General features: G+C 68.0%; 15 protein-coding genes. 9 read left to right on the forward strand and 6 right to left on the reverse strand.

All coding sequences use genetic code 11. The annotated features are described in order from the left end of the window. Positions 1 to 12: 12 nt before the first annotated feature. Together CFB34_RS08625 and CFB34_RS08630 are read right to left on the reverse strand one after the other, a co-directional pair. On the reverse strand, positions 13 to 1,539 hold the full coding sequence (locus tag CFB34_RS08625) for a CoA-acylating methylmalonate-semialdehyde dehydrogenase (RefSeq protein ID WP_089442874.1): 1,527 nt from the start codon (positions 1,537 to 1,539) through the stop codon (positions 13 to 15). Positions 1,540 to 1,651: 112 nt separating this feature from the next. Then, positions 1,652 to 2,971 (reverse strand): MFS transporter, encoded by a 1,320-nt coding sequence (locus CFB34_RS08630; RefSeq protein WP_089442873.1) that lies wholly within the window; start codon positions 2,969 to 2,971, stop codon positions 1,652 to 1,654. 470 nt (positions 2,972 to 3,441) lie between these two features. On the opposite strand from CFB34_RS08630, the gene CFB34_RS08635 reads away from it, so the two are divergent. From CFB34_RS08635 to CFB34_RS08645, 3 genes are all read left to right on the forward strand, one after another. Beyond that, positions 3,442 to 4,401, forward strand: coding sequence for a LysR family transcriptional regulator (locus CFB34_RS08635; RefSeq protein WP_089442872.1), 960 nt, complete (start codon positions 3,442 to 3,444; stop codon positions 4,399 to 4,401). Positions 4,402 to 4,524: 123 nt separating this feature from the next. After that, on the forward strand, positions 4,525 to 5,331 hold the full coding sequence (locus CFB34_RS08640; protein ID WP_089442871.1) for a uracil permease: 807 nt from the start codon (positions 4,525 to 4,527) through the stop codon (positions 5,329 to 5,331). Positions 5,332 to 5,390: 59 nt separating this feature from the next. After that, on the forward strand, positions 5,391 to 5,888 hold the full coding sequence (locus CFB34_RS08645; protein ID WP_089443364.1) for an SRPBCC family protein: 498 nt from the start codon (positions 5,391 to 5,393) through the stop codon (positions 5,886 to 5,888). 64 nt (positions 5,889 to 5,952) lie between these two features. Here the strand turns inward: CFB34_RS08645 and CFB34_RS08650 are convergent, their stop codons facing one another. Continuing rightward, the gene (locus CFB34_RS08650; RefSeq protein ID WP_089442870.1) at positions 5,953 to 6,675 is read right to left on the reverse strand and encodes a haloacid dehalogenase type II; all 723 of its coding nucleotides are present in this window, start codon (positions 6,673 to 6,675) and stop codon (positions 5,953 to 5,955) included. A gap of 379 nt (positions 6,676 to 7,054) precedes the next feature. On the opposite strand from CFB34_RS08650, the gene CFB34_RS08655 reads away from it, so the two are divergent. The 4 genes from CFB34_RS08655 to CFB34_RS08670 all read left to right on the forward strand — a co-directional run bounded on the left by CFB34_RS08655 (position 7,055) and on the right by CFB34_RS08670 (position 12,101). Next, the gene (locus tag CFB34_RS08655) at positions 7,055 to 7,480 is read left to right on the forward strand and encodes a hypothetical protein (RefSeq protein ID WP_089442869.1); all 426 of its coding nucleotides are present in this window, start codon (positions 7,055 to 7,057) and stop codon (positions 7,478 to 7,480) included. 58 nt (positions 7,481 to 7,538) lie between these two features. Continuing rightward, positions 7,539 to 9,173 carry a hypothetical protein gene (locus CFB34_RS08660; protein WP_089442868.1) on the forward strand — a complete coding sequence of 545 codons (1,635 nt, stop codon included), beginning with the start codon at positions 7,539 to 7,541 and terminating at the stop codon, positions 9,171 to 9,173. Positions 9,174 to 9,265: 92 nt separating this feature from the next. Continuing rightward, positions 9,266 to 10,588: a DUF6765 family protein gene (locus CFB34_RS08665; RefSeq protein ID WP_242808581.1), complete on the forward strand. Its 1,323-nt coding sequence runs from the start codon at positions 9,266 to 9,268 to the stop codon at positions 10,586 to 10,588. Position 10,589: 1 nt separating this feature from the next. After that, positions 10,590 to 12,101, forward strand: coding sequence for a hypothetical protein (locus tag CFB34_RS08670; RefSeq protein ID WP_242808582.1), 1,512 nt, complete (start codon positions 10,590 to 10,592; stop codon positions 12,099 to 12,101). Here CFB34_RS08670 and CFB34_RS08675 read toward each other — a convergent pair. Together CFB34_RS08675 and CFB34_RS08680 are read right to left on the reverse strand one after the other, a co-directional pair. Next, positions 12,064 to 12,999 carry an AraC family transcriptional regulator gene (locus CFB34_RS08675; protein WP_089442867.1) on the reverse strand — a complete coding sequence of 312 codons (936 nt, stop codon included), beginning with the start codon at positions 12,997 to 12,999 and terminating at the stop codon, positions 12,064 to 12,066. The two genes, CFB34_RS08670 and CFB34_RS08675, sit on opposite strands and share 38 nt — an antisense overlap. A gap of 232 nt (positions 13,000 to 13,231) precedes the next feature. After that, complete coding sequence (locus tag CFB34_RS08680) at positions 13,232 to 15,082, reverse strand: sulfatase-like hydrolase/transferase (protein WP_089443361.1); 1,851 nt, start codon at positions 15,080 to 15,082, stop codon at positions 13,232 to 13,234. A 119-nt stretch (positions 15,083 to 15,201) separates the two neighbouring features. On the opposite strand from CFB34_RS08680, the gene CFB34_RS08685 reads away from it, so the two are divergent. Together CFB34_RS08685 and CFB34_RS08690 are read left to right on the forward strand one after the other, a co-directional pair. After that, positions 15,202 to 16,233: a LysR substrate-binding domain-containing protein gene (locus CFB34_RS08685; RefSeq protein ID WP_242808583.1), complete on the forward strand. Its 1,032-nt coding sequence runs from the start codon at positions 15,202 to 15,204 to the stop codon at positions 16,231 to 16,233. A 336-nt stretch (positions 16,234 to 16,569) separates the two neighbouring features. After that, on the forward strand, positions 16,570 to 18,819 hold the full coding sequence (locus tag CFB34_RS08690; RefSeq protein ID WP_089442866.1) for an EAL domain-containing protein: 2,250 nt from the start codon (positions 16,570 to 16,572) through the stop codon (positions 18,817 to 18,819). Positions 18,820 to 18,846: 27 nt separating this feature from the next. Here CFB34_RS08690 and CFB34_RS08695 read toward each other — a convergent pair whose 3' ends face one another. After that, positions 18,847 to 19,914 (reverse strand): diguanylate cyclase, encoded by a 1,068-nt coding sequence (locus tag CFB34_RS08695; RefSeq protein ID WP_089442865.1) that lies wholly within the window; start codon positions 19,912 to 19,914, stop codon positions 18,847 to 18,849. Positions 19,915 to 19,974: the final 60 nt, after the last annotated feature.

Consider the following 19,974-nt stretch of genomic DNA (forward strand, 5'->3'; position numbering starts at 1 on the left):
CAGGCTCCCGGGTCAGCGCAGCGCGATCGTCGTGTTCACGCCGCCGGCCGTCGCGTCATCGTCGAACCAGCGCGCGGTGACCGTCTTCGTCTGCGTATAGAACTGCACGACCTGCTTGCCGTACGGGCCGAGATCGCCGAGCTTCGAGCCGCGCGAGCCGGTGAAGCTGAAGTAGGGCACCGGCACCGGGATCGGGATGTTGATGCCGACCTGGCCGATGTCGATCTCGCTCTGGAACTTGCGTGCAGCCGCGCCGCTCTGCGTGAACAGGCCCACGCCGTTGCCCATCGGGTTGCGGTTGACGAGCGCGATCGCTTCGTCGAGCGTGTCGGCTTCGAGCACGACCACCACCGGCCCGAAGATTTCCTCCGTGTAGATCGACATGTCGGTCGTCACGCCCGAGAAGATCGTCGGGCCGACGAAGTTGCCCTGCTCGTAGCCGGGCACCTTCACGTTGCGGCCGTCGAGTTCGAGCTTCGCGCCGGCCTTCACGCCTTCGTCGATCAGCGACAGGATGCGCTCCTTCGCGGCCTTCGACACGACCGGCCCGACGTCCGTGCCGGCTTCCGCGCCCGCATTGACCTTCAGCGCCTTCGCCTTTTCGACGAGCTCGGGCAGCCAGTCGCGCGCCTTGCCGACCAGCACGACGACCGACGTCGCCATGCAGCGCTGACCGGCCGCGCCGAAGCCCGCGCCGACGAGCGCGTTGATCGACTGTTCGCGGTGCGCGTCGGGCAGCACGACCGCGTGATTCTTCGCGCCCATCATCGACTGCACGCGCTTGCCGTGCTGGCTGCCGAGGTTGTACACGTGCGTGCCGACGCGCGTCGAGCCGACGAACGAGATCGCCTTGATGTCCGGGTGCGTGCAGAGACGGTCGACCACCGTCTTGCCGCCGTGCACGACGTTCAGCACGCCTTGCGGCACGCCGGCCTCGATCGCGAGCTCGACGAGCTGCATCGTCGACAGCGGATCCTGCTCCGATGGCTTCAGCACGAACGTGTTGCCGCACACGATCGCCATCGGGAACATCCACAGCGGGATCATGCCGGGGAAGTTGAACGGCGTGATGCCCGCGCACACGCCGATCGGCTGGCGCAGCGTGTAGGTATCGACGCCGCCCGCGACGTTCTCCGCGAATTCGCCCTGCTGCAGCGTGCCGATCGAGCACGCGTGCTCGACCACTTCGAGGCCGCGGAAGATGTCGCCCTGCGCGTCGGGCAGCGTCTTGCCTTGCTCGGCCGTCAGCGTGTGCGCGATCCGTTCGAGATTGCGGCGCACGAGATCCTGGAACTTCAGCATGATGCGCAGCCGCGCGCCGATCGGCGTCGTCTTCCAGGTCTGGAACGCGCGCTGCGCGGATGCGATCGCGGCATCGACCTCGTCGAGCGTCGCAAACGGCACGCGACCGATCACTTCCTGCGTCGCCGGGTTGACGATGTCGCCCCATTCGGCGCTTTGCGATTCGACGAACGCGCCGTCGATCAGCAGCTTGGCGGTGGGCAGGGCGAGGGTGGTCTGGGGAACTGCGGCGTTCATGGATGTCTCCGTAAAGCGGTGTGACGACGAAAAGGGTGTCTGCTTGCGCCGCGCGTGGACGCGCGGCGGGCGGCAGGCTGAACTGAAGTCGATCGAATGCGGGCCGGCGCGCTCACGCGCGTGCCGGTCGCATCAACGCGGTACACATGAGCGCGAACACGCCGAAGCCGACGAGGTACGCGATCACGTAGTGCGGCTGGCCGCCGCCGGCCTTGAGCAGTGACGTCGCGATCATCGGCGCGAAGCCGCCGCCGATCACGCCGGCGAGCTGCACCGACAGCGAGATGCCGCTGTAGCGGATTTCCGCGGGGAACTGCTGCGCGAACAGCAGCGATTCCGGCGCATAGAGGATCGGGAACACGACGCCGAGGCCGAGCACGATCGCCCACCACGCGTACGACGTCTGCTGCGTGCCGAGCATCATGAAGAACGGCGCGGCGAACGCGCACATCAGCACGAGGCCGATCGCGAACATCCGGCGCTGGCCGATGCGGTCGCTCAGGTGGCCGCACAGCGGCATCGTGACGAGCGACAGCGCCGCGCCGGCCGTGATCGCGTGCAGCATCTCGGCCTTCGGCAGATGCAACTGCTGCGTCGCATAGGCGAGCGCGAACGTGACGACCATGTAGAACCAGGTGTTCTCGGCGGCACGCGCGCCGACGATCGTCAGCACCTCGCGCGGATGGCGGCGCAGCGCGGCCGTCACCGGCGACTTCTCGGCCTTGCCCTGGCGCTGCATCTTCTCGAAGTCGGGCGATTCGGGCACCTTCGCGCGGATGAACCAGCCGAGGCCGACGAGCGCGATGCTCGCGAGGAACGGCACGCGCCAGCCCCACGACAGCATGTCGGCTTCCGGCAGCGCGGCCACCGCGGCCATCGCGACCGACGACAGGATCAGGCCGAGCCCGACGCCCGTCTGCGGCAGGCTGCCAAACAGCCCCTTGCGGCCCTTCGGCGCGTGCTCGACGGCCATCAGCACCGCGCCGCCCCATTCGCCGCCGACGGCCATCCCCTGCAGGAAGCGCATCGCGATCAGCAGCGCGGCGGCCCAGTAGCCGATGCGGTCGTACGACGGGATCAGCCCGATGATCATGCTCGGCACGCCCATCAGCAGCAGCGTGATCATCAGCATCGACTTGCGGCCGATGCGGTCGCCGAAGTGGCCGAACACGATGCCGCCCATCGGCCGGCCGATGAAGCCGACCGCGAACGTGCCGAACGCGGCGAGCGTGCCGACGACCGGGTCCAGCGACGGGAAGAAGATGCGGTTGAAGACGAGGGCGGCGGCGGTGCCGTAGAGGAAGAAGTCGTACCACTCGATCGTGGTGCCGGCCATGCTGGCCCAGCCGGCCAGCAGGTAGTGCTTCGCGGTGCGCTCGGGCGTCGGCGTCGCGATGGTCGCATGCTCATCGAGGGGGGATCGGGTCTGCATGGTGTCTCCGGTTTTATTGCCCGCGGCTCATGGTCCGCAGGTCACGGTCGAGTATAGTTATGCGCAGATTCATGATGTACCGATAAAGAAACCGGTTGGATGTGCATTTATGCATATCGACGGCCGGACCCGAGACATAGGGTCTGTTTGCATATGGAACGCCCATGCGAATGCCCGAAATCGCCCGTAGGGCAAGAAGTGAGGAGCGCCGTTTGGCCTTGCCAAACGCCCCGAAGGAAGTCCCCTTGGGGGACAAGCGACGAGCGACGCCGCCATACGGGCGATTTCGGGCATTCCCGTGACATGTTCTTTTTAGTTTGGTGTTGCCACGAGAACGGCCGCTCGCCGCGTTGCGCTCCTTGGCGATACGTCAGTATTCGCGGCGTCGCGCGCCTCGCGAGCGGCCGTTCTCGTGGCAACGCATGGGCGTTCCATATGCAAACAGACCCTTACCCCTTTTTCCCTCGCTAATGCGACACGCCACCGAGCCGGTTTCCGGCAACCTGAACTGGGACGACCTGCGCTTTTTCCTCGAAGTCGCGCGCACGCAGCGCGCGAGCGGCGCCGCGAAGCGGCTGGGGGTCGACTACACGACCGTCGCGCGGCGCATCCGCGCGCTCGAGGCCGCGATGGGCACGCTGCTGTTCGACAAGTCGCGCTCCGGCGGCTTCACGCTGACGGCCGAAGGGCAGCGGCTCGTCGCGTATGCGGACGCGATGGAGACGACCGTGCAATCCGCGTGCGACCAGGTCGCGAACACGGGCGAGGCGCTGTCGGGCCATGTGCGGATCGGGTCGACGGAAGGGTTCGGCTGCTTTTTCCTTGCGCCGCAGCTTGCGCAGTTTCGCGCCGAGCATCCGCACGTGACAGTCGACCTGCTGCCGGTGCCGCATTTCGTCAACCTGCCCAAGCGCGAGGCGGACCTCGCGATCACGCTCGAGCGGCCCGAGCGCGGGCCTTACGTGGTCACCAGGCTGTGCGACTACCAGTTGCGGCTCTATGCGACGCGCGACTATCTCGCGAACCATGATCCGATCACCTGCACCGACGATCTCGCGCGGCACGCGTTCATCAGCTACGTCGACGATCTCGCGTTCAGCAACGAGCTGCTGTACCTGGACCGCGCGGTGCCGGGCGCGACGGCCGGGCTGCGCACGACGAGCGTGATCGCGCAGTATTTCGCGGCGCTGCAGGGCGGCGGGCTCGCGATCCTGCCGTGTTTCATGGCGGCCGCGCAGCCGGCGCTGGTGCCGGTGCTGCCGGACGACGTGGTCGTCACGCGGTGCTTCTGGCTGACCTGCCGTGAGGATCTGCGCAAGCTGCGGCGCGTGACCGCGCTGTGGGATTACCTGCGCGCGGCGGCGGACGCGAATCGCGCGCTGCTGTCGGGGGAATCGGGGAGGCTGAGATTCGTCGGCCAGCCGGAATAGCGCGTGACGTGGCCGCGGCGAAGGCGGTTGTGCGATTCATTGCGTGAACACGACCCGGCGGCGAACCTGCCGGCAAGCGAAGCATTGAAGAATCGGGGAATCGGGGAACCGGGGGCAAGACAGATGGCATTGACGCATGCGGGCAAGGTCTTCGTGGTGTGTGTGGCGGTCTTTGCCGTGGCCGCGTACTGGCTCGCATCTCGCATGGTGCGCCGCCAGACCGGCGCCAGGCGCGGTGCGAAGGGGGCGCCGAATCGCGGCGCGGTCGTATTCTGGTGGCTCGTGTGCTTTTGTTTGGTGTCGCTGTTCTTCCCGTTCGCGTACTGGATCAGCGACGAACTCTACGTTCTGGCCGTCTCGCCGAAATACGAGGCGACTGTCGTGTCCTACACGTCCGAGTGGGATACCTGCGAGCGCCGCGACAGCGACGGGCGGACCGAACGGTATCAGTGCCTGAAATACACGTCGATACTGGAAGCGGCGCTGCCCGACGGCAAGCGCGTGGTGATGCCGGGCAACGTCCGTTCCGGCGGCGCGCCGGAAATCGGCGAGCGGATCGATGTCGTGTTGCCGCCCGGTGCGGATCAATGGCACGAACGCAGCGCGCGCAGTGTCGGCCTGCTGGCCGGCGGCGGGCTGATGGTCGCGATGATCGGGTACTTCCTCTACCTGATCGCGGCGTACGGCGCCGGCCGGAACCTCGACCGCGCGGCCCGCTTTGGCGTGGCGGTGGTGTTGAACGGGCTCGTGCCGCTCGGCGCGCTGCTGATGGAAATCGGGTTCCTGAGCGTGCCTTACCGCTACTGGGCGCGAGGGAATCCGGAAGATTGGCCGGTGTGGGTGCTGGCGCTCAGCCTGCTGTTCGCGCTCGCGCTGCTGCCGGTGCTGCTCATCTACGCGCGCACCGCGTGGCGGGCGGTCGTGAAGTAACGGAGGCGGCGGGGCGGTTGTGCCATGATGTCGGCACCGACAGCCGCCAGGAGACGGTCGTGGAAATTCATTCGCAGTGGACGTTCGATTGCCGGCCCGAGCATGTCTGGCCGCATTTCCTCCATGCCCGGATGGACGACACGCGGCCGTTGCTGTTCCGCCTCGGCGTGCCGAAGCCGGTCAGTTGCCGCGTGCTCGAAGGCGTGCCGGCCGTCGGCAACACGCGGCAGTGCACGACCGATCGCGGCACCATCGACCAGCGGATTCTCGTGCTCGACGAGCCTCGCCGGTTGCGTTACCGGATGGTGGCGTCGACGGTGTGGTGCCGCGACTGGGTCGGGCTGCTCGAGGACGAATTCACGCTGACGCCGATAGAAGGCGGCAGGACCCGCGTCGAGCGGCGCACCGTGTTCAGTGCGCGCGGCCTCTTCAAGCCGGTTCGGCAGATCGGGTTATGGCTCGCGTTGCAGCAGGCGCACCGGTATGCGGCGCGCAACTGGCGGCGCCTCGCAATGGCGGCGCAGGGGCGAGCGGTCGAGACGGCGTCGGCGCGCTAGGCTTTGGGAGCCGGCGCCCGACGAGCCGCCGGCCACCCCGCGGCCGCGCACCGGAACGCGGTTTTCAACGCGGGCATTCGAGCCGGTCCGCGAGCTCGTTCAGATCCCTGACGTCGAAGTCCCACGCATCGTCGGCTTTCAGGTCGGTCGTCTGGCCCGGGCCGTGTTCGGTCGGCCGCAGCACGAACGCGGTCGACAGCCCCTGCCGGCGCGCGGCCGCGAGGTCGCCGTTGTGCGCGGCGACCAGGCACAGCTCGGCCGGTTCGACGCCGAGAATCTCGACCGTATCGCTATACACCTGCGGCGACGGCTTGTACGCGCGGACCACCTCCGCACCGAGAATCGCATCCCACGGCAGCCCCGCGCGTTTCGCGACGTCGACCATCAGCCGGATGTTGCCGTTCGACAGCGGCGCGATGATGAAGCGACGCTTCAGCCGTTGCAGCGCCGCGACGGCGTCGGGCCACGGGTCGAGGGCGTGCCACGCGAGGTTGAGCGCGTCGATGTCGGCGTCGGGCACGTCGTCGATCCCGTAGCGGTCGAGCGTGCGCACCATGTTCTCGCGGTGCAGGACGTCGAGGCGCACGTAGCGGCGGCGGCCGCTGCGGATTTCTTCCATCGACGGCGAATATTCGGCCCGCCACGCATCGGCGAATTCGAACGGGTCGAGCGCGGGGGCATGGCGGTCGAGGAACGCGGCGGCGCCGCGTGCGACGCCGCTTCTCCAGTCGACGATCGTTCCGAAGACATCGAAAACGAGCGCCTTGATTTCGGCAGGGTTCGTCATGGTGATCCCGTGAGGGTCGATCGATGAGGTGGTGAATCGCCGTGCCGCCCGATTGCGCGGCGCCGGTTCGATCGTCATTGAATCACGGATACGGAAAGTGGGTTGGGACGATCGCCAGGTCGAACGGCCCGGCCGCGTCGCGCATGAACTGTCCCCTGGACGCCGGTGGCCCGCGAGATTCGCGGGTGACGCACCTGGCATCCTGCGCGCAACTCCCGTCTCGCTGCCTCGGCTCGGGTTACTCCCGACGCAATTTTCCGACAACCCGCAATAAGCAGATATCGCCGCATCGGACCGCTCTCTACCATTTGTCGAACGGCTGAGCGCCGCGCCGATGGCGGGCCTGCGGGCCCAACGACACGGCGCAGCGCGAGAGCCGATGAAACGGAGCGCCGCCATGGAGGAGAGGAATCCGCGACCGCGGCGTCGACTCGTCGCGTTGATCGCGACCGTGTCGGCGCTGGCGGTCGCCTACGGTGTGGCACGACATCTGTCGCACGCGTCGACACGCCCCCCGGATCAACAGGTTTTTTCCGTCGACGTCGATCGGGACAAGGCGCCGTGGGAGCGATCCGTGATCGCGATTCGCGAAGGCAGGCCGGCGCATATCCGCGTGCATTCGCGAGAGGCGGGCGTGCTGATGGCGCATGAAATCCCCGGTGCGCTCGCGGCCTGCACATCCGGAACCGATCAGTCGATGGACATTCTCCCGGTCGGGATCACCGGGCGCTTTTCGCTGCACTTTCACAGCCGGACCGGCGAGCAGGTCGAAGTGGCCGTCATCGAGATCTATCCGGATAACTAACGATAAAGACGGAACGGAACGAAATTCGAAACGAAGTTCGAAACAGGAGGAGGCAAAGATGCACGCACTGAATCGCCTGGCGATCACGCTATCGCTCGGCACACTCATGCTCGCCGGCTGCGGCGGAGACGACAACGTCACGACGAGCGCGACGCCCGCCGTATCGGTGGCCGACTATGTCGTGCCGCGCGTGCCGGGCTGTAGCCCCGGCGATACGCCCGAGACGGCGCTGCAAGGGCAGGTGCCCGCCGCGCTGCGCCAGTCCGGGTTCGGCGGCTTCAACTGCAACCTGAAGCGCGTCAGCCAGGTGCAGGGCGAAGGCGCGTCGTGGTCGGCCGCGACCTACACCGACCGGCAGGGCAAGACCTGCTTCTACCACGCGACGATGGGCGCCACGCCGGCATTCAACAACCCCGATGCGCCGCCGCGCGTGAACCCGGGCGTGCCGGTGATCGACATCACCGACCCGGCCAAGCCGGTGCGGGTGAGTTCGCTGACGTCCACGGCGATGATCGATCCGTGGGAATCGCTGCGCGTGAACGTCGCGCGCGGGATTCTCGCCGCCGATAACGGGCTCGGCGGCGGCGCCGGCCCCGAAGTCGACCTGTACGACGTGGCGACCGACTGCACGCACCCGCAACTGCTCGCGAGCGTACCCATTGGCACCGGCGCCGACGGCGGCATTCTTCCGAGTGCCAAGCCGATGGGCCATGAAGGCGGTTTTTCGCCGGACGGCTTCACGTATTACATCGGCGGTGCCTATTCGAAGTCCTACTACGCGGTCGACGTGACGATCCCGACGCGGCCGAAGCTGATCTCGGCGATCACGATGGCCGACCTGGGCTTCGGGGCGGTTCCGCACGGGCTGTCGGTGAGCCAGGACGGCAACCGCGCGTACTTCATCGGCCTCGGCAACACGGGCGCGGCGGCCGGCGCGGGCGCACCGCCGCTGGACAACGCGAACTCGAACGGCGACAACGGATTCTTCGTCATCGACACCAGCGAGGTGCAGAGCCGGCGCCCCAATGCGCAGATGCACCGGATCGCAACGGTGCCGGTGCGCGACGGCAGTGCGGGGCAGCACACGATTCCGTTCATGGTGGGCGGCAAGCCTTATCTGGTCGAAGTGGATGAAGGCGGCTCGGGCGGGATCCAGGATCCGGGCGCGGCGGGCGTGAAGGCCGCGTGCAACGCCGGGATGACGCCGTTCCCGCTGGGCCATATCTACGACATGTCGAACGAGGCGGCGCCCAAGCTCGTGTCCGAGCTGCGGCTCGAAACCCACGCCGTGCAGAACTGCAGCAAGGTGATGCCCGACATCCTCGGCCTTTCCACGTTCACGTACGGGTCGCACTACTGCAGCGTCGACAACCGGGAGAACGCCACCGCGCTCGCGTGCAGCTACTTCAACTCCGGCGTGCGCGTGTTCGACATTCGCGATCCGGCGAAGCCGAAGGAAATCGCGTACTACAACCCGCCTTCGGCAAAGTCGCCCGGCGCCGGTTCCGCGCACCTGATGTTCGGCCAGTACCGCCCGGGCGGCCCGGACTGGTGTGCGTCGCGCCTCGATTTCGACTTCGACCGCCATCTGCTGACCACGGCGTGCCAGGACAACGGCCTGCTGGTGCTGTCGTTCGAGAATGGGGCGTGGCCGTTCCCTGAAAGCACGAAAGCGACGGAGATCGGCAATTGATGCACAGCAGACAGGTTGCTCGCGGGTCGTCGCGTGAAGCGATCGCAACCGGCAGGGCAGGCGTGCGAGGCCGCGCCCGGAGAAATCCGGGCGTGGCCGGGCTGGCCCTGCTGGCGGCGCTCATGATGCCGCTGACGTGCTCGGGGTTCGAAGCGGACGTGCACTTCGGCCTCACGTTCTGGCTCGCGCGGCAGGCGGGATTCGCGCCCGGTGAAGCCGACGCGATTGCGCTCGCCGACCAGCGGCTGGATGCCGGCTCGATCGAATACATGACGTCGCCGCTGCAGTTCGCTTGCCTGTGGCGCTTCGCGCCCGATGCGCGGGACACCCAGGTGGCGCACTATCCGAGCGAGACGCGGGTGCCGGCCGCAGCGGCAGCCCGGGTCGTGGTGCCGGACGGCCCGGCGCCGCGGTCGTTGGTCGATGCCGCGCTGCGGCGCGCGGAGGGGCGCAACGCGGGATTCATGCTGGGCGAGTTCGGCCGGGCGCTGCATGCGCTGCAGGATGCGTGGGCGCACCAGGGTACGCCGTCCGTACCCGACTGGCGCCGCTATGGGATCGAATGCGACGCCGGTCTGGCGATGGCAGCGCCGGTCGAGCGCGGTGGTCCGGCCGGCCACGCTGCCGAGATGACCTGGCGTTGGCCCGTCGATACGGAGGCGATGGCGAAGTCGACGTATCTGCAGATGATTCGTTATCCGAAGATCAACGGTGCGTCGAGAAATGCGCTGCCGTGGGAGCAGGTCCGGCCGATGCTTGCCGGTTTCATCGACGCGCGAACCAAGCATGCGAAAGCGGGCTGGTTCGTTTCGAACGGCGTGAAGGACACATCGTTTCTCGACGGCACGAGCCTGCCGGATGGCCCCGCCTGGCAGGCGGTCCGCTGGCACGGCCGGCGCGACGTGCCGAAGCCGGCCTCGCCGGGCGCGCAACCCGGCGTCGACAAGGGGCTGGCCGATTTCTACGCGCGCTTCTTCAGCGACTGGGTCACGACGTCGCCGGTGGACAGGCGCTGGCTGCCCGCCCTGGCTGCCGGTCGCACCGGCAAGCCCGACGGCGCGCTGGTCGAGCAGTTGACCGGCTGGCGCTTGCGGGATCACGGTGCCTATCTCGCCATCGGAACCTCGTCGCAGCCGACGGCAAGCACGAGCGCGATCTTGCGCAATCGCGCGTCGTTCGCGGTCTTCAGATCGTTGAACGATGCCGTGCTGCCGCTCATCGTGGAGGGCGACAAGCCGTCGCCGATCCTGCCGTTCCTGGTGTTTCCGCTGCCCGATTCGGCGGACGGCAACAAGCGCGCCGTCGCGTTGATCAAGCTGCTCGATGCACCGTACGACACGATCGGCGTGGTGTCGGAGCAGGGAAGCGGGGCCGGCTGGAAGGTCACGGGACTGATTGCGTCATCCGATTACTGACATGCACGACGACTTCGAATCCGGTGCGACAAACCCGGCCAACCGCCACGTACCGCGCGGCAATGCGTGGCGCGCCCTAGGCTTTGTCGCGCTCCTCGCGTGCGCGCCGACCGGTGCCGATGCGCATGCGTGGAGTATTCCCTACTACCTGCCGGTGCCGTTGTGGCTCTATGCATACGCGGCGACCGGTACGCTCGTGGTGTCCTTCATGATCCTGGCGTTCGCATCGGGCTCGGGCGTGCATGTGCCGGTCACGCGCGCGCCGGCGATCCGCTGGCGGCGGGCATGGCGGATACCGGCCGTGGCGCTCGCTGCGGTGCAGGCCGTCAGCTTAAGCTTCGTCGTCCTGCTGATCGTGTCGGGCTTCTTCGGCACCCAGAACCCGTTCGTCAATCTCGGCATGTCGGGATTCTGGCTCTGGTTCTACCTGGGGTCGATCTATGTCAGTGCGGTACTCGGCGACCTCTATGCGTTCACGAATCCATTCGCATTGATGCTGCGGATCGCGGCGCGCTGCGTCCCGGCAATCGACCGGGGCCGGTATCGCTATCCGCGTGGCCTCGCATCGTATCCCGCGCTGTTCGTGTATGTCGCGCTGATCGCGCTGGAGTTGTTCGGCGCGGCCAGGCCGCGAGACGCCAGCCTGTTTCTTGCCGGCTATGCAATCTACGCACTGGGCGGTGCATTCTGCTTCGGCCGCGACGTATGGCTCAGGCATTGCGATGCGTTCGGCATCCTGTGCGGTTTGTGCGCGCGACTGTCGCCATTCGAATGGCGTCGCGGATCGGCGCGCGAAATCGGCATCAGGCTGAGGAATCCGGTCGCCGCGATGGCAGCAGAGCCGCCGTTCGACACCAGCGTCGTGATCTTCCTGTCGTTCATGCTGTCGTCGACGGCCTACGACGGCCTGCGCGATACGGCCGTGTGGAACACGTTCTTCTGGCGCGGCATCTATCCGCTGATCGTCGCGGTGTTTCCGGCGCTCAAGAACAACTACGCCATTGCCGGAGACCTCGTGCTCGCCGGGCAGTGGGCCACGTTTGCCGCGGTCGGGCTGGCCTACCATGGGCTGTTCCGGGGCTTCTGCGCGCTCGGCGCGGCGGGGTCGCGTTCGGGGCTGGATGGCAGCGCGTTTGCGCGGCAGTTCTGCCTGTTGCTGTTGCCGATCGCGCTGTTCTACAACGTGTGCCACTACTTCACGTTGTTCATCGACCAGGGGCGGCAGATCGTTTCACTGCTGTCCGATCCGCTCGGCATCGGCTGGAACCTGCTGTCGATCGAGCCGGCGCAGGTCGCGCCGACCGCGCAGTTGATCAACGTCGGCGCCATCTGGCATGCGCAGGTCCTGCTGATTCTCGCCGGCCACGTGCTGAGCGTGGTCGTCACGCACGCGATCGCCGTCCGTCACCGCGTGCTGGCCGGCACCGTGGTGCTTAACCAGTTGCCGCTGCTGGTGTTGACGATCGCGCTGACGATCAGCGGCCTGTGGATTCTGTCGCTGCCGCTCGCATGACGGTCGCCGCGCGCGGCTTGAGCCCGGACGGCGAGCATCCCCACCGTTTGCGGAACGTTGCGGAGAAGTGGCTCGTGGTCGAGAAGCCGCACGCGAGCGCGGCCTCGGTCACATCGCATCGTCCCCGTTCGATCAGGTCGCGGGCGGCCTGCAGCCGGGTTTCGACGATGTACTGATGCGGCGTCATCCCGTTGGCCTTCTTGAAGTTCCGGATGAACGAATACAGGTCGCCCGGGTAGTCGACCGCTTCGGCCAGCGTCACGAGCGTCAGCGGATCGCGGAAATTGTCGCGGATGTACTCGACGGCGCGTCGCATCCCCTGCGCATGCGTGTATTCGCGGGCCTTGCGCGTCGACTCGAGATACGACATGCGGCCGAGCGCGGCCGCGCCGAGGGTTTCGACGTAGGTCGGCCCCGACGGCATCCCCGCGACCGCATCTTCATGAATACTCCGGATGATCTGCACGAGCAGATCGTCGCTGACGTCGAAGCGCGGCACGGCCGGCACGGTCGGCGTGCTGGCCAGCAGGCCCGAGCGCGACAGCCAGGCCACGTCGAAGTGGACGGCGAGCCACTCGATGTCGTTCGACCACCGGCTGGAACACGCGAAGCCGGGCGGCACGTAGGTCAACGGCGTGCGCATCACGTGCGCGGCCCAGCCGTTGCCGTCGGTGCGCATCTCCAGTCCTGTCGGTGCACGCAAGTGCAGCGTGAAGACGGGCTCGGTCGTCTCGAGATCGATCACCTCCGACGCATTTGCGATGTAGTGATCGATCGCGACGACGCCGCGCGACGGCGTCGCAAGCTGCCGTTTCCAGCTCGCGGGCGGTTGCCAGTTCGACCGGCGTCCGTCGGGGTGTTTCGCACATACATAGTTCAACGCTGGCCGGTTCTGCATGCCGTTTCCCTTCATGTAGCCCGGACCCGGGCGACGCGCGCGCTCGCCGCGATGATCCGCCTTGGAGAATCAGCACACTGTAGGGCGTCATGCTTACTCGATGCTTACCTGTCCCGACCGATGACGAAAAGAGACGCCCCGCATGCGATCGCATGGCGCGACCGCACGGCAGGGGATCACGGGAGGCGGAATCATCCGACGATTGCCGGTTCGGGGAGGCAGGCGGCCGCGTTCAATGCCACTTGCGGATCTGCACCTGCACCTTGCCGTCGCGGATCGGCATGACGTCGGGACTGTCGTCGCCCACCTCGCTCGCGATCAGGTCGTTCAGGCGGCCGTTCATTGCGAGCAGCAGCTCGCCGTGCTTTTTCCGGTCCATCGCGAGATTGCGCATCTCGCCCGGATCGCTCGCGATATCGAACAGCTCGACGTCGTTGCGCGCGAACAGGGCCTCCATCGTCGTCGGACGGTTGAATTCGAGCGGCGAGAAATAGCGCGTGAACCGGTAGCGGCCGTCGAACACGCTGCGAATCGTGCCGCGCAACCGGAAATCGGGCTGCTGCGCGAGCGCGCGGCGCAGCAGCTCGTCCTCGGGCACGCCTTTCTGGCGCATCGTGCCCAGCTCCTTCAGCATCCATTCGCTGTCGTAGTAGAGCAGCATCGCGTAGTTGAACAGCGTGGCGTCACGCGCCGCGTGCCGCTTCGCGTCGGCCGGCTTCGCGAGCCAGCGCGTGAGGTCGTGCCCCTTCAGCGCGCTGCCGCGAATCGACGCGAGCCGCGCCTCGTCGAGACCGGTGAGACCGAGCAGCGTCGGCGCGATGTCGATGTGCGACGTCAGCGCATCGCACTGCATGCCGCCCGGATACGCGGGATGGCGGATCACGAGCGGCACGTGGTTCTGCGGCTGGTACGCGGTCGCGCCCTTGCCGACGAGCTGGTGCGCGCCGACGTGATCGCCGTGGTCGGCCGTCATCACGACGATCGTGCGTTCGTCGAGGCCGAGCGCCTGCAGCGATTGCAGCAGGCGCACGACATGCGTGTCGCAATCGCGTACGCAGTTGAAGTAGTTGTCCTGATAGATGCGCAAGCGTTCGTCGGTGAACGGATAGCGTCCGACCAGGTTCGCATGCGCGGCGTTGAACATCCCGTGCGCCGGCGGCCGCCCCGGCTCGTCGTACGGCTGCCGACGCGATGCCGCGAGCGGCACGTCGTGCCATGACGTGCGATACAGCGCGTCGTTCGGCGGCGGCGCGTTGCCGAGCATCGGGTGGTTCGCGTCCTGCACCGCCGAGCCGTTCGTGTCGGTGTTCACGAACATCGCGTCGTGCGGGTTCACCAGGTTCACCGCGAGGAACCACGGCTTGCCTTCCTTCGCGAGACGCGGCGCGTGGTTGCGCATCCAGCTCACCGCCGCCTCGGCCGTGATCCCGTCGTACTGGTAGCCGCCGCGCACCATCCCGATCAGGTCGCCCACCCCGAAATAGTCGTCGAAGCCGTACGACCGGATCGTGCGGTTGTAGTCGGCCACAGGGGCCGTGTACGGGCTCGCGGTTTCGTGCATCGACGCGCTCAGGTGCCACTTGCCGAGATACGCGGCGTAGTAGCCGGCGTCGCGCAGCATGTGGCCGACGGTGCGCACGTCCGGCGACATGTCCTTCTGCCAGGGCACGCCCGTGTTGTCGAGCACGCCGGTGTGCTGGATGTGCTGCCCGGTGTAGACCGTCGAGCGCGACGGCGAGCACACGCACGCGGCGATCTGGTGGTGCATGAACGTGATGCCGTCGCGGCGCAGCGCTTCGCGGCCCGGCACCGGGAACGGCCAGCGATCGAAGTGGCGCTCCTGGTCGGTCAGGATGAACAGGATGTTGTAGCCGGTGGGCGGCGCGGCGGGCGCGGTCGTCGCGCCGTGGAACGCGGGCGCGGGATCGATGCCCGCGCCCGCGGCGACCGGGGCGGCCGGCGGCGCGCTCGCAGCCCGCGCGTCGGCGCCGAAGCCGGCCGCCGCGACTGCCGCGCCGGCCAGCTTGAGGAACTGGCGCCGCGGGGTGGGTTCGGCGGCGGGGGTGTCCTGATCGTCTTTCACGTCGGCTGTCTCCTGGTCATGCCGGCTCGTGCCGGGGGTTTTCATGCGGACGACTATGCGGCAGGATCGTGTATCGATCGATGAAAGATCAGGGTCGATCGATAACCTGACGAATATGAATGACGGAGGCGACCGTGACCTACGACCCACGCGGCCCAAGTCGCCGGACGCGGCCGGCACCGCTCGCGCCGCCTGGCGCGCCGGCCCACGAGCAGCGCATCGTGCAGGCGCTGCGCCGGCTGCGCGTGCGCGACATGGAAACGCTCGACTCGCTCGGGCGCACGCGCAGCTTCGCGCGCACGGCCGAGGCCGCGTCGATCACGCAGCCCGCGCTGTCGAAATGGCTGCGCGAACTCGAGGACGCGCTCGGCCTGCCGCTGTTCGAACGCACGTCGCGGCGCGTCGCGCCGACCATCTATGGAGATGCGCTGCTCGAATGCATCGGCCGCGTGCTGACCGACATGCGCGGCGTCGCGCCCGCGTTCGATGCGTTGCGCACCGGCACCGGCCGCCCGGTGTCGATCGGCCTGCTGCCGAACATGGCGCCGCAACTGATTCCGGGCGCGCTGGCGTGGCTGCGGGAAGCCGGCCGCGCCGTGCAGCTCAACGTGCGCGAGGACACGCTCGACCGGATGCTTGCGCAGGCGCAGCGCCACGAGCTCGACCTGCTCGTGTGCCGGCTCGACGCATCGGCGCTGAGCGCGGGGCTCGACGTCGCGCCGCTGTACCGCGACGACATGATCGTCGTGTGCGGGCCGCGCCATCCGCTGCTCAGGCGCGCGCGGATCGGCTGGCGCGACGCGGCCGCGTTCCCGTGGATCGCGCCGCCGCTCGGCTCGCCCGCGCGCACGGCGCTGGACGCGGAGTTCGCGAATGCGGGCTTGCCGCCTCCGCCCGTGATGATGGAATCGGTGTCATGGCAGACCAACCGCGTGGTGGCCGAGCAGTCGCCTTGCCTGTTCGTGCAGTCGGCCCGCGCGTTCGAGCTGGCCGTGCGCGCAGGGGAGCGCGTCGGCCGGTTGCCGCTGAAGCTGTCGACGATGCCGGAAACGGTCGGCGCGCTGTATTCGGCGCCCGCGGGCGTGTCGGTCGCGGCCGCGATCGATGCATTGAAGGCCGTGACGCGCATGGAACCCGGCGCGGTGGCATGAACGCGAACGGAGCCGCGCGCCGCCACAATCTGACGAACGGTTTGCATGCCCGCCGCGCACCCCGCGCGGCCGTGCCCCGGGCCGTCGCGCCGCGTGCAAGTCTTTCGGCGAGCTGACTACCGGGTGCAACCGCCGTGCCGACCACGCGTAACCCCTGATGCACGTGGATGCGCCACTGGTCACGGATTGGTGTTAAATGTATTTCGGCGCGCGTTGGCACCGCGCGCAATACGGGGCGCACCGGGCATCGGCGTAAACCCGGAGCGAAATTCGGCACGAAGGATCGAAAACGAATCGGGCGCATCAGACCCGATCGGACAGACGGCAGGATTCATCTTGAATACCGAACCGCAAAGTTCTCGTTACAGTCCCGGGCTCGCGGCGGAAGTGCTCGCATCCGAGCAAAGCGTGCTGAGGCTGATCACGCGCAACACACCGCTGCCGGAACTGCTCGTCGAGGTCTGCCGGCGCGCCGAGGCGTTGCTCGGCGACGGCGCGTCATGCACGATCCTGCTGCTCGACACCGACGGCGTGCACGTGCACGTCGGTGCCGCGCCCTCGCTGCCGGTGCGGTACAGCACGGCGATCGAAGGCGCGTCGATCGGGCCGGCCGCCGGCTCGTGCGGCACGGCGATGTACCTGCGCCGGATGGTCGTCGTCGAAGACATCGAAACCGATCCCCTGTGGGCCGACTACCGGGCCGTCGCATTGCCGCTGGGCTTGCGCGCGTGCTGGTCGGTGCCGTTCCTCGACGACGCGGGCGTCGTGCTCGGCGCATTCGCCGTCTATTACCGCACACCGCGCCGGCCGGGCGACGAGGCAACGGAACTGTTGCGCGACATCGGCAACAGCGTCGGCCTCGCGGTGCACCAGGACCGGATCGCGCGACAGCTCGCGCGCAGCGAGGAACATCACCGGCTCGTGGTCAACAGCCTGAACGAAGGGATCGTCGTGGTGTCGCGCGACGGCGTCGTCGTCGCGAGCAACCCGAGTGCGAACCGGATGATGCGCGTGAAGGGCGACCTCGTCGGCCGGCGGCTGTCGACGGTGATCCTGCGCAAGCTGCACGAGGACGGCACGCCGATCGCGCCGGACGAGTGGCCGAGCCGGCGCGCGCTCGAGACGGCCACGCCGATGCTCGGCTACACGGTCGGCTTCGGGCTGGCGGACGGCGACATCATCTGGGTGCGCGGCAACGCGGTGCCGATCGTGAAGCCGGGCGAGCAGCAGGCCGATTCGGTGATCGTGTCGTTCAACGACATCGGCCCCGTGCGCGAAGCGCAGCAGCAATTGCGTTACCTCGCGACGCGCGATGCGCTGACGGGCCTCTACAACCGCCGCTGGCTGGGCGACCGCATGCGCGAGCTGTTCGGCGGACACGATGCGGCGGGCGGCCCCGCGCGCGTCGCGATCCTGTTCATCGATCTCGTCGGTTTCAAGAAGGTCAACGACACGGCCGGCCACGACGCGGGGGACGCGCTGCTGCGCAGCGTGGCCGCGCGGCTCGCGGCCTGCGGCGGCGGCCAGCACGCGCTGACGCGGGTCGGCGGCGACGAGTTCGTGATCCTCGTCGACGACTGCGACGATCCCGACCGGCTCGAGGTGCTCGCGCGCGAGGTGATCGACGCGATCGCGAAGCCGTTCGCGATCGCGAACAACGAATACTGGCTCGGCGTGTCGATCGGGATCAGCGTCGCGCCGCGCGACGGCGACGATGCCGTCACGCTGATGCGCAATGCCGATTCGGCGATGTACGACGCGAAGCAGCGCGGCCGCAACCACTTCACGTTCTTCACCGCGCAGCTCAACCTGCGGCTGCAGCGCCGCTTCGCGATCGAGCAGTCGCTGCGGCGCGCGCTGTCGTCGGACATGCTGCGGCTCGCGTATCAGCCCGTCGTCGACGCGCGCAGCGGCCGCACGGTCGGCGCCGAGGCGCTCTTGCGCTGGACGAGCCCCGAGCTCGGGCCGATGTCGCCGGCGGAGTTCATTCCGGTCGCGGAAGATACGGGGCTGATCGTCGCGATTGGCCAGTGGGTGCTCGAAACCGCGTGCCGGCAGGCGGCCGAATGGCGCCGCACGATCGCGCCCGACCTGATGCTGGCCGTCAACCTGTCGCCGCGGCAGTTCCACGAAGGGCTCGTCGAATCGGTCGGTCGCTGCCTCGCGCAGACGCGGCTCGATCCGTCCGCGCTCGAACTCGAGATTACCGAAGGACTGCTGATGAACGACACGGACACCGTGCTGCCGATGCTCGAGGCGCTCACGGACATGAACGTGCGGATCTCGGTCGACGATTTCGGCACCGGCTATTCATCGCTTGCGTACCTGAAGCGCTTTCCGCTGCACAACCTGAAGGTCGACCGCTCGTTCGTGTCGGGCGTGCCCGATCATCACGACTCGGTGGCGATCACGCAGGCCGTGGTCGCGATGGCGCATTCGCTCGGGATGAAGGTCACGGCCGAAGGGGTCGAGACGCAGGCGCAATCGTGGTTCCTGCAGCAGATCGGCTGCGACATGCAGCAGGGCTATCTGTTCAGCCGCCCGCTGGATCCGGGCGACTACGCGCGCCGGCTCGGCGCCGTGTGAGCGCGGCGCGCTTTCGGCGTTCGGCGCTCAGTCGACGCGCGGGCCGCCGAACCCGCCGGGGACCGGCGTCGTCGGCGTCGCATCGATCTCGACGCGGTTCTTGCCTTCGTGCTTCGCGCGATAGAGCGCACGGTCGGCGGCTTCGATCAGCAGCGTCGTCGGCAGGCCGGGCATCGGCACGATGGTCGCACCGCCGATGCTGATCGTCACGGTGTTGCCGGTCGACGAATGCGCGTGCCGCAGCCGCAGCGCCTCGACCGCGAGGCGGATCTTCTCGCCGAGCAGCCGCGCGGCGCCCGGCGACGTGGCCGGCATCACGACCGCGAATTCCTCGCCGCCGAAACGCGCGGCGAGATCGCCCGACTGGCCGAGGCAGCGCTCGATGGTCGACGCGATCTGCTTGAGCACGCTGTCGCCCGACACGTGGCCGTACGTGTCGTTGTACAGCTTGAAGTTGTCGACGTCGATCATCAGCAGCGACAGCTCGCTGCGCTCGCGCGTGCCGCGCCGCCATTCCGCGGCGAGGTATTCGTCGAGATAGCGCCGGTTCGACAGCCCGGTCAGGCCGTCGGAATGCGTGAGGCGCCGCAGCTCGAGATTGGCTTCGAGCAACTGCTGCTGCGATTGCCGCAGCGCGCGGTAGGCCTCGTCGCGTTGCAGCAGGTTCATGTACGAGCGCGAGTGGTAGCGCACGCGTGCGACGAGCTCGATGCGGTCGGGCAGCTTCACGAGGTAGTCGTTCGCGCCGGCCGCGAACGCGGCGCTCTTGATCACGGGCTCTTCCTGCGTCGACAGCACGATGATCGGCACGTCGCGCGTCGCCGGATTCTCGCGGTACGCCCTCACGAGGCTCAGCCCGTCGGTGCCGGGCATCACGAGGTCCTGCAGGATCACGGTCGGCCGTGTCTCGATCGCGGTGGCCATCGCGTCGTCCGAACGCGGGCAGTAGTGGAAATCGATGCCGTCCTCGTCGACGAGCGCGCGCCGCACGGCTTCCGCGACGATCGTCTGGTCATCCACCAGCAGCACCATCGCCGGCACGTCGACGGGCGGCGTGTAGGGGCCGCCTGGCGGGCGAGTCAGGTCAATGGTCATGGTCGATGCGGGTTGTTGCGGTTGTTGCAGGGGCAGACATGGGTGTTGCGCGTGTTCATC

The sequence above is a fragment of the Burkholderia sp. HI4860 genome, from assembly GCF_002223045.2.
Lineage (GTDB): Bacteria > Pseudomonadota > Gammaproteobacteria > Burkholderiales > Burkholderiaceae > Burkholderia.

What these genes read in the sequence shown, in the direction of transcription:
- CFB34_RS08655 (WP_089442869.1), top strand. Translation starts at nt 7,055, where the DNA reads ATGAAACGGAGCGCCGCCATGGAGGAGAGGAATCCGCGACCGCGGCGT.
- CFB34_RS08670 (WP_242808582.1), top strand. Translation starts at nt 10,590, where the DNA reads ATGCACGACGACTTCGAATCCGGTGCGACAAACCCGGCCAACCGCCAC.
- CFB34_RS08675 (WP_089442867.1), bottom strand. Translation starts at nt 12,999, where the DNA reads ATGCAGAACCGGCCAGCGTTGAACTATGTATGTGCGAAACACCCCGAC.
- CFB34_RS08660 (WP_089442868.1), top strand. Translation starts at nt 7,539, where the DNA reads ATGCACGCACTGAATCGCCTGGCGATCACGCTATCGCTCGGCACACTC.
- CFB34_RS08640 (WP_089442871.1), top strand. Translation starts at nt 4,525, where the DNA reads ATGGCATTGACGCATGCGGGCAAGGTCTTCGTGGTGTGTGTGGCGGTC.
- CFB34_RS08635 (WP_089442872.1), top strand. Translation starts at nt 3,442, where the DNA reads ATGCGACACGCCACCGAGCCGGTTTCCGGCAACCTGAACTGGGACGAC.
- CFB34_RS08685 (WP_242808583.1), top strand. Translation starts at nt 15,202, where the DNA reads ATGACGGAGGCGACCGTGACCTACGACCCACGCGGCCCAAGTCGCCGG.
- CFB34_RS08695 (WP_089442865.1), bottom strand. Translation starts at nt 19,914, where the DNA reads ATGACCATTGACCTGACTCGCCCGCCAGGCGGCCCCTACACGCCGCCC.
- CFB34_RS08650 (WP_089442870.1), bottom strand. Translation starts at nt 6,675, where the DNA reads ATGACGAACCCTGCCGAAATCAAGGCGCTCGTTTTCGATGTCTTCGGA.
- CFB34_RS08630 (WP_089442873.1), bottom strand. Translation starts at nt 2,971, where the DNA reads ATGCAGACCCGATCCCCCCTCGATGAGCATGCGACCATCGCGACGCCG.
- CFB34_RS08625 (WP_089442874.1), bottom strand. Translation starts at nt 1,539, where the DNA reads ATGAACGCCGCAGTTCCCCAGACCACCCTCGCCCTGCCCACCGCCAAG.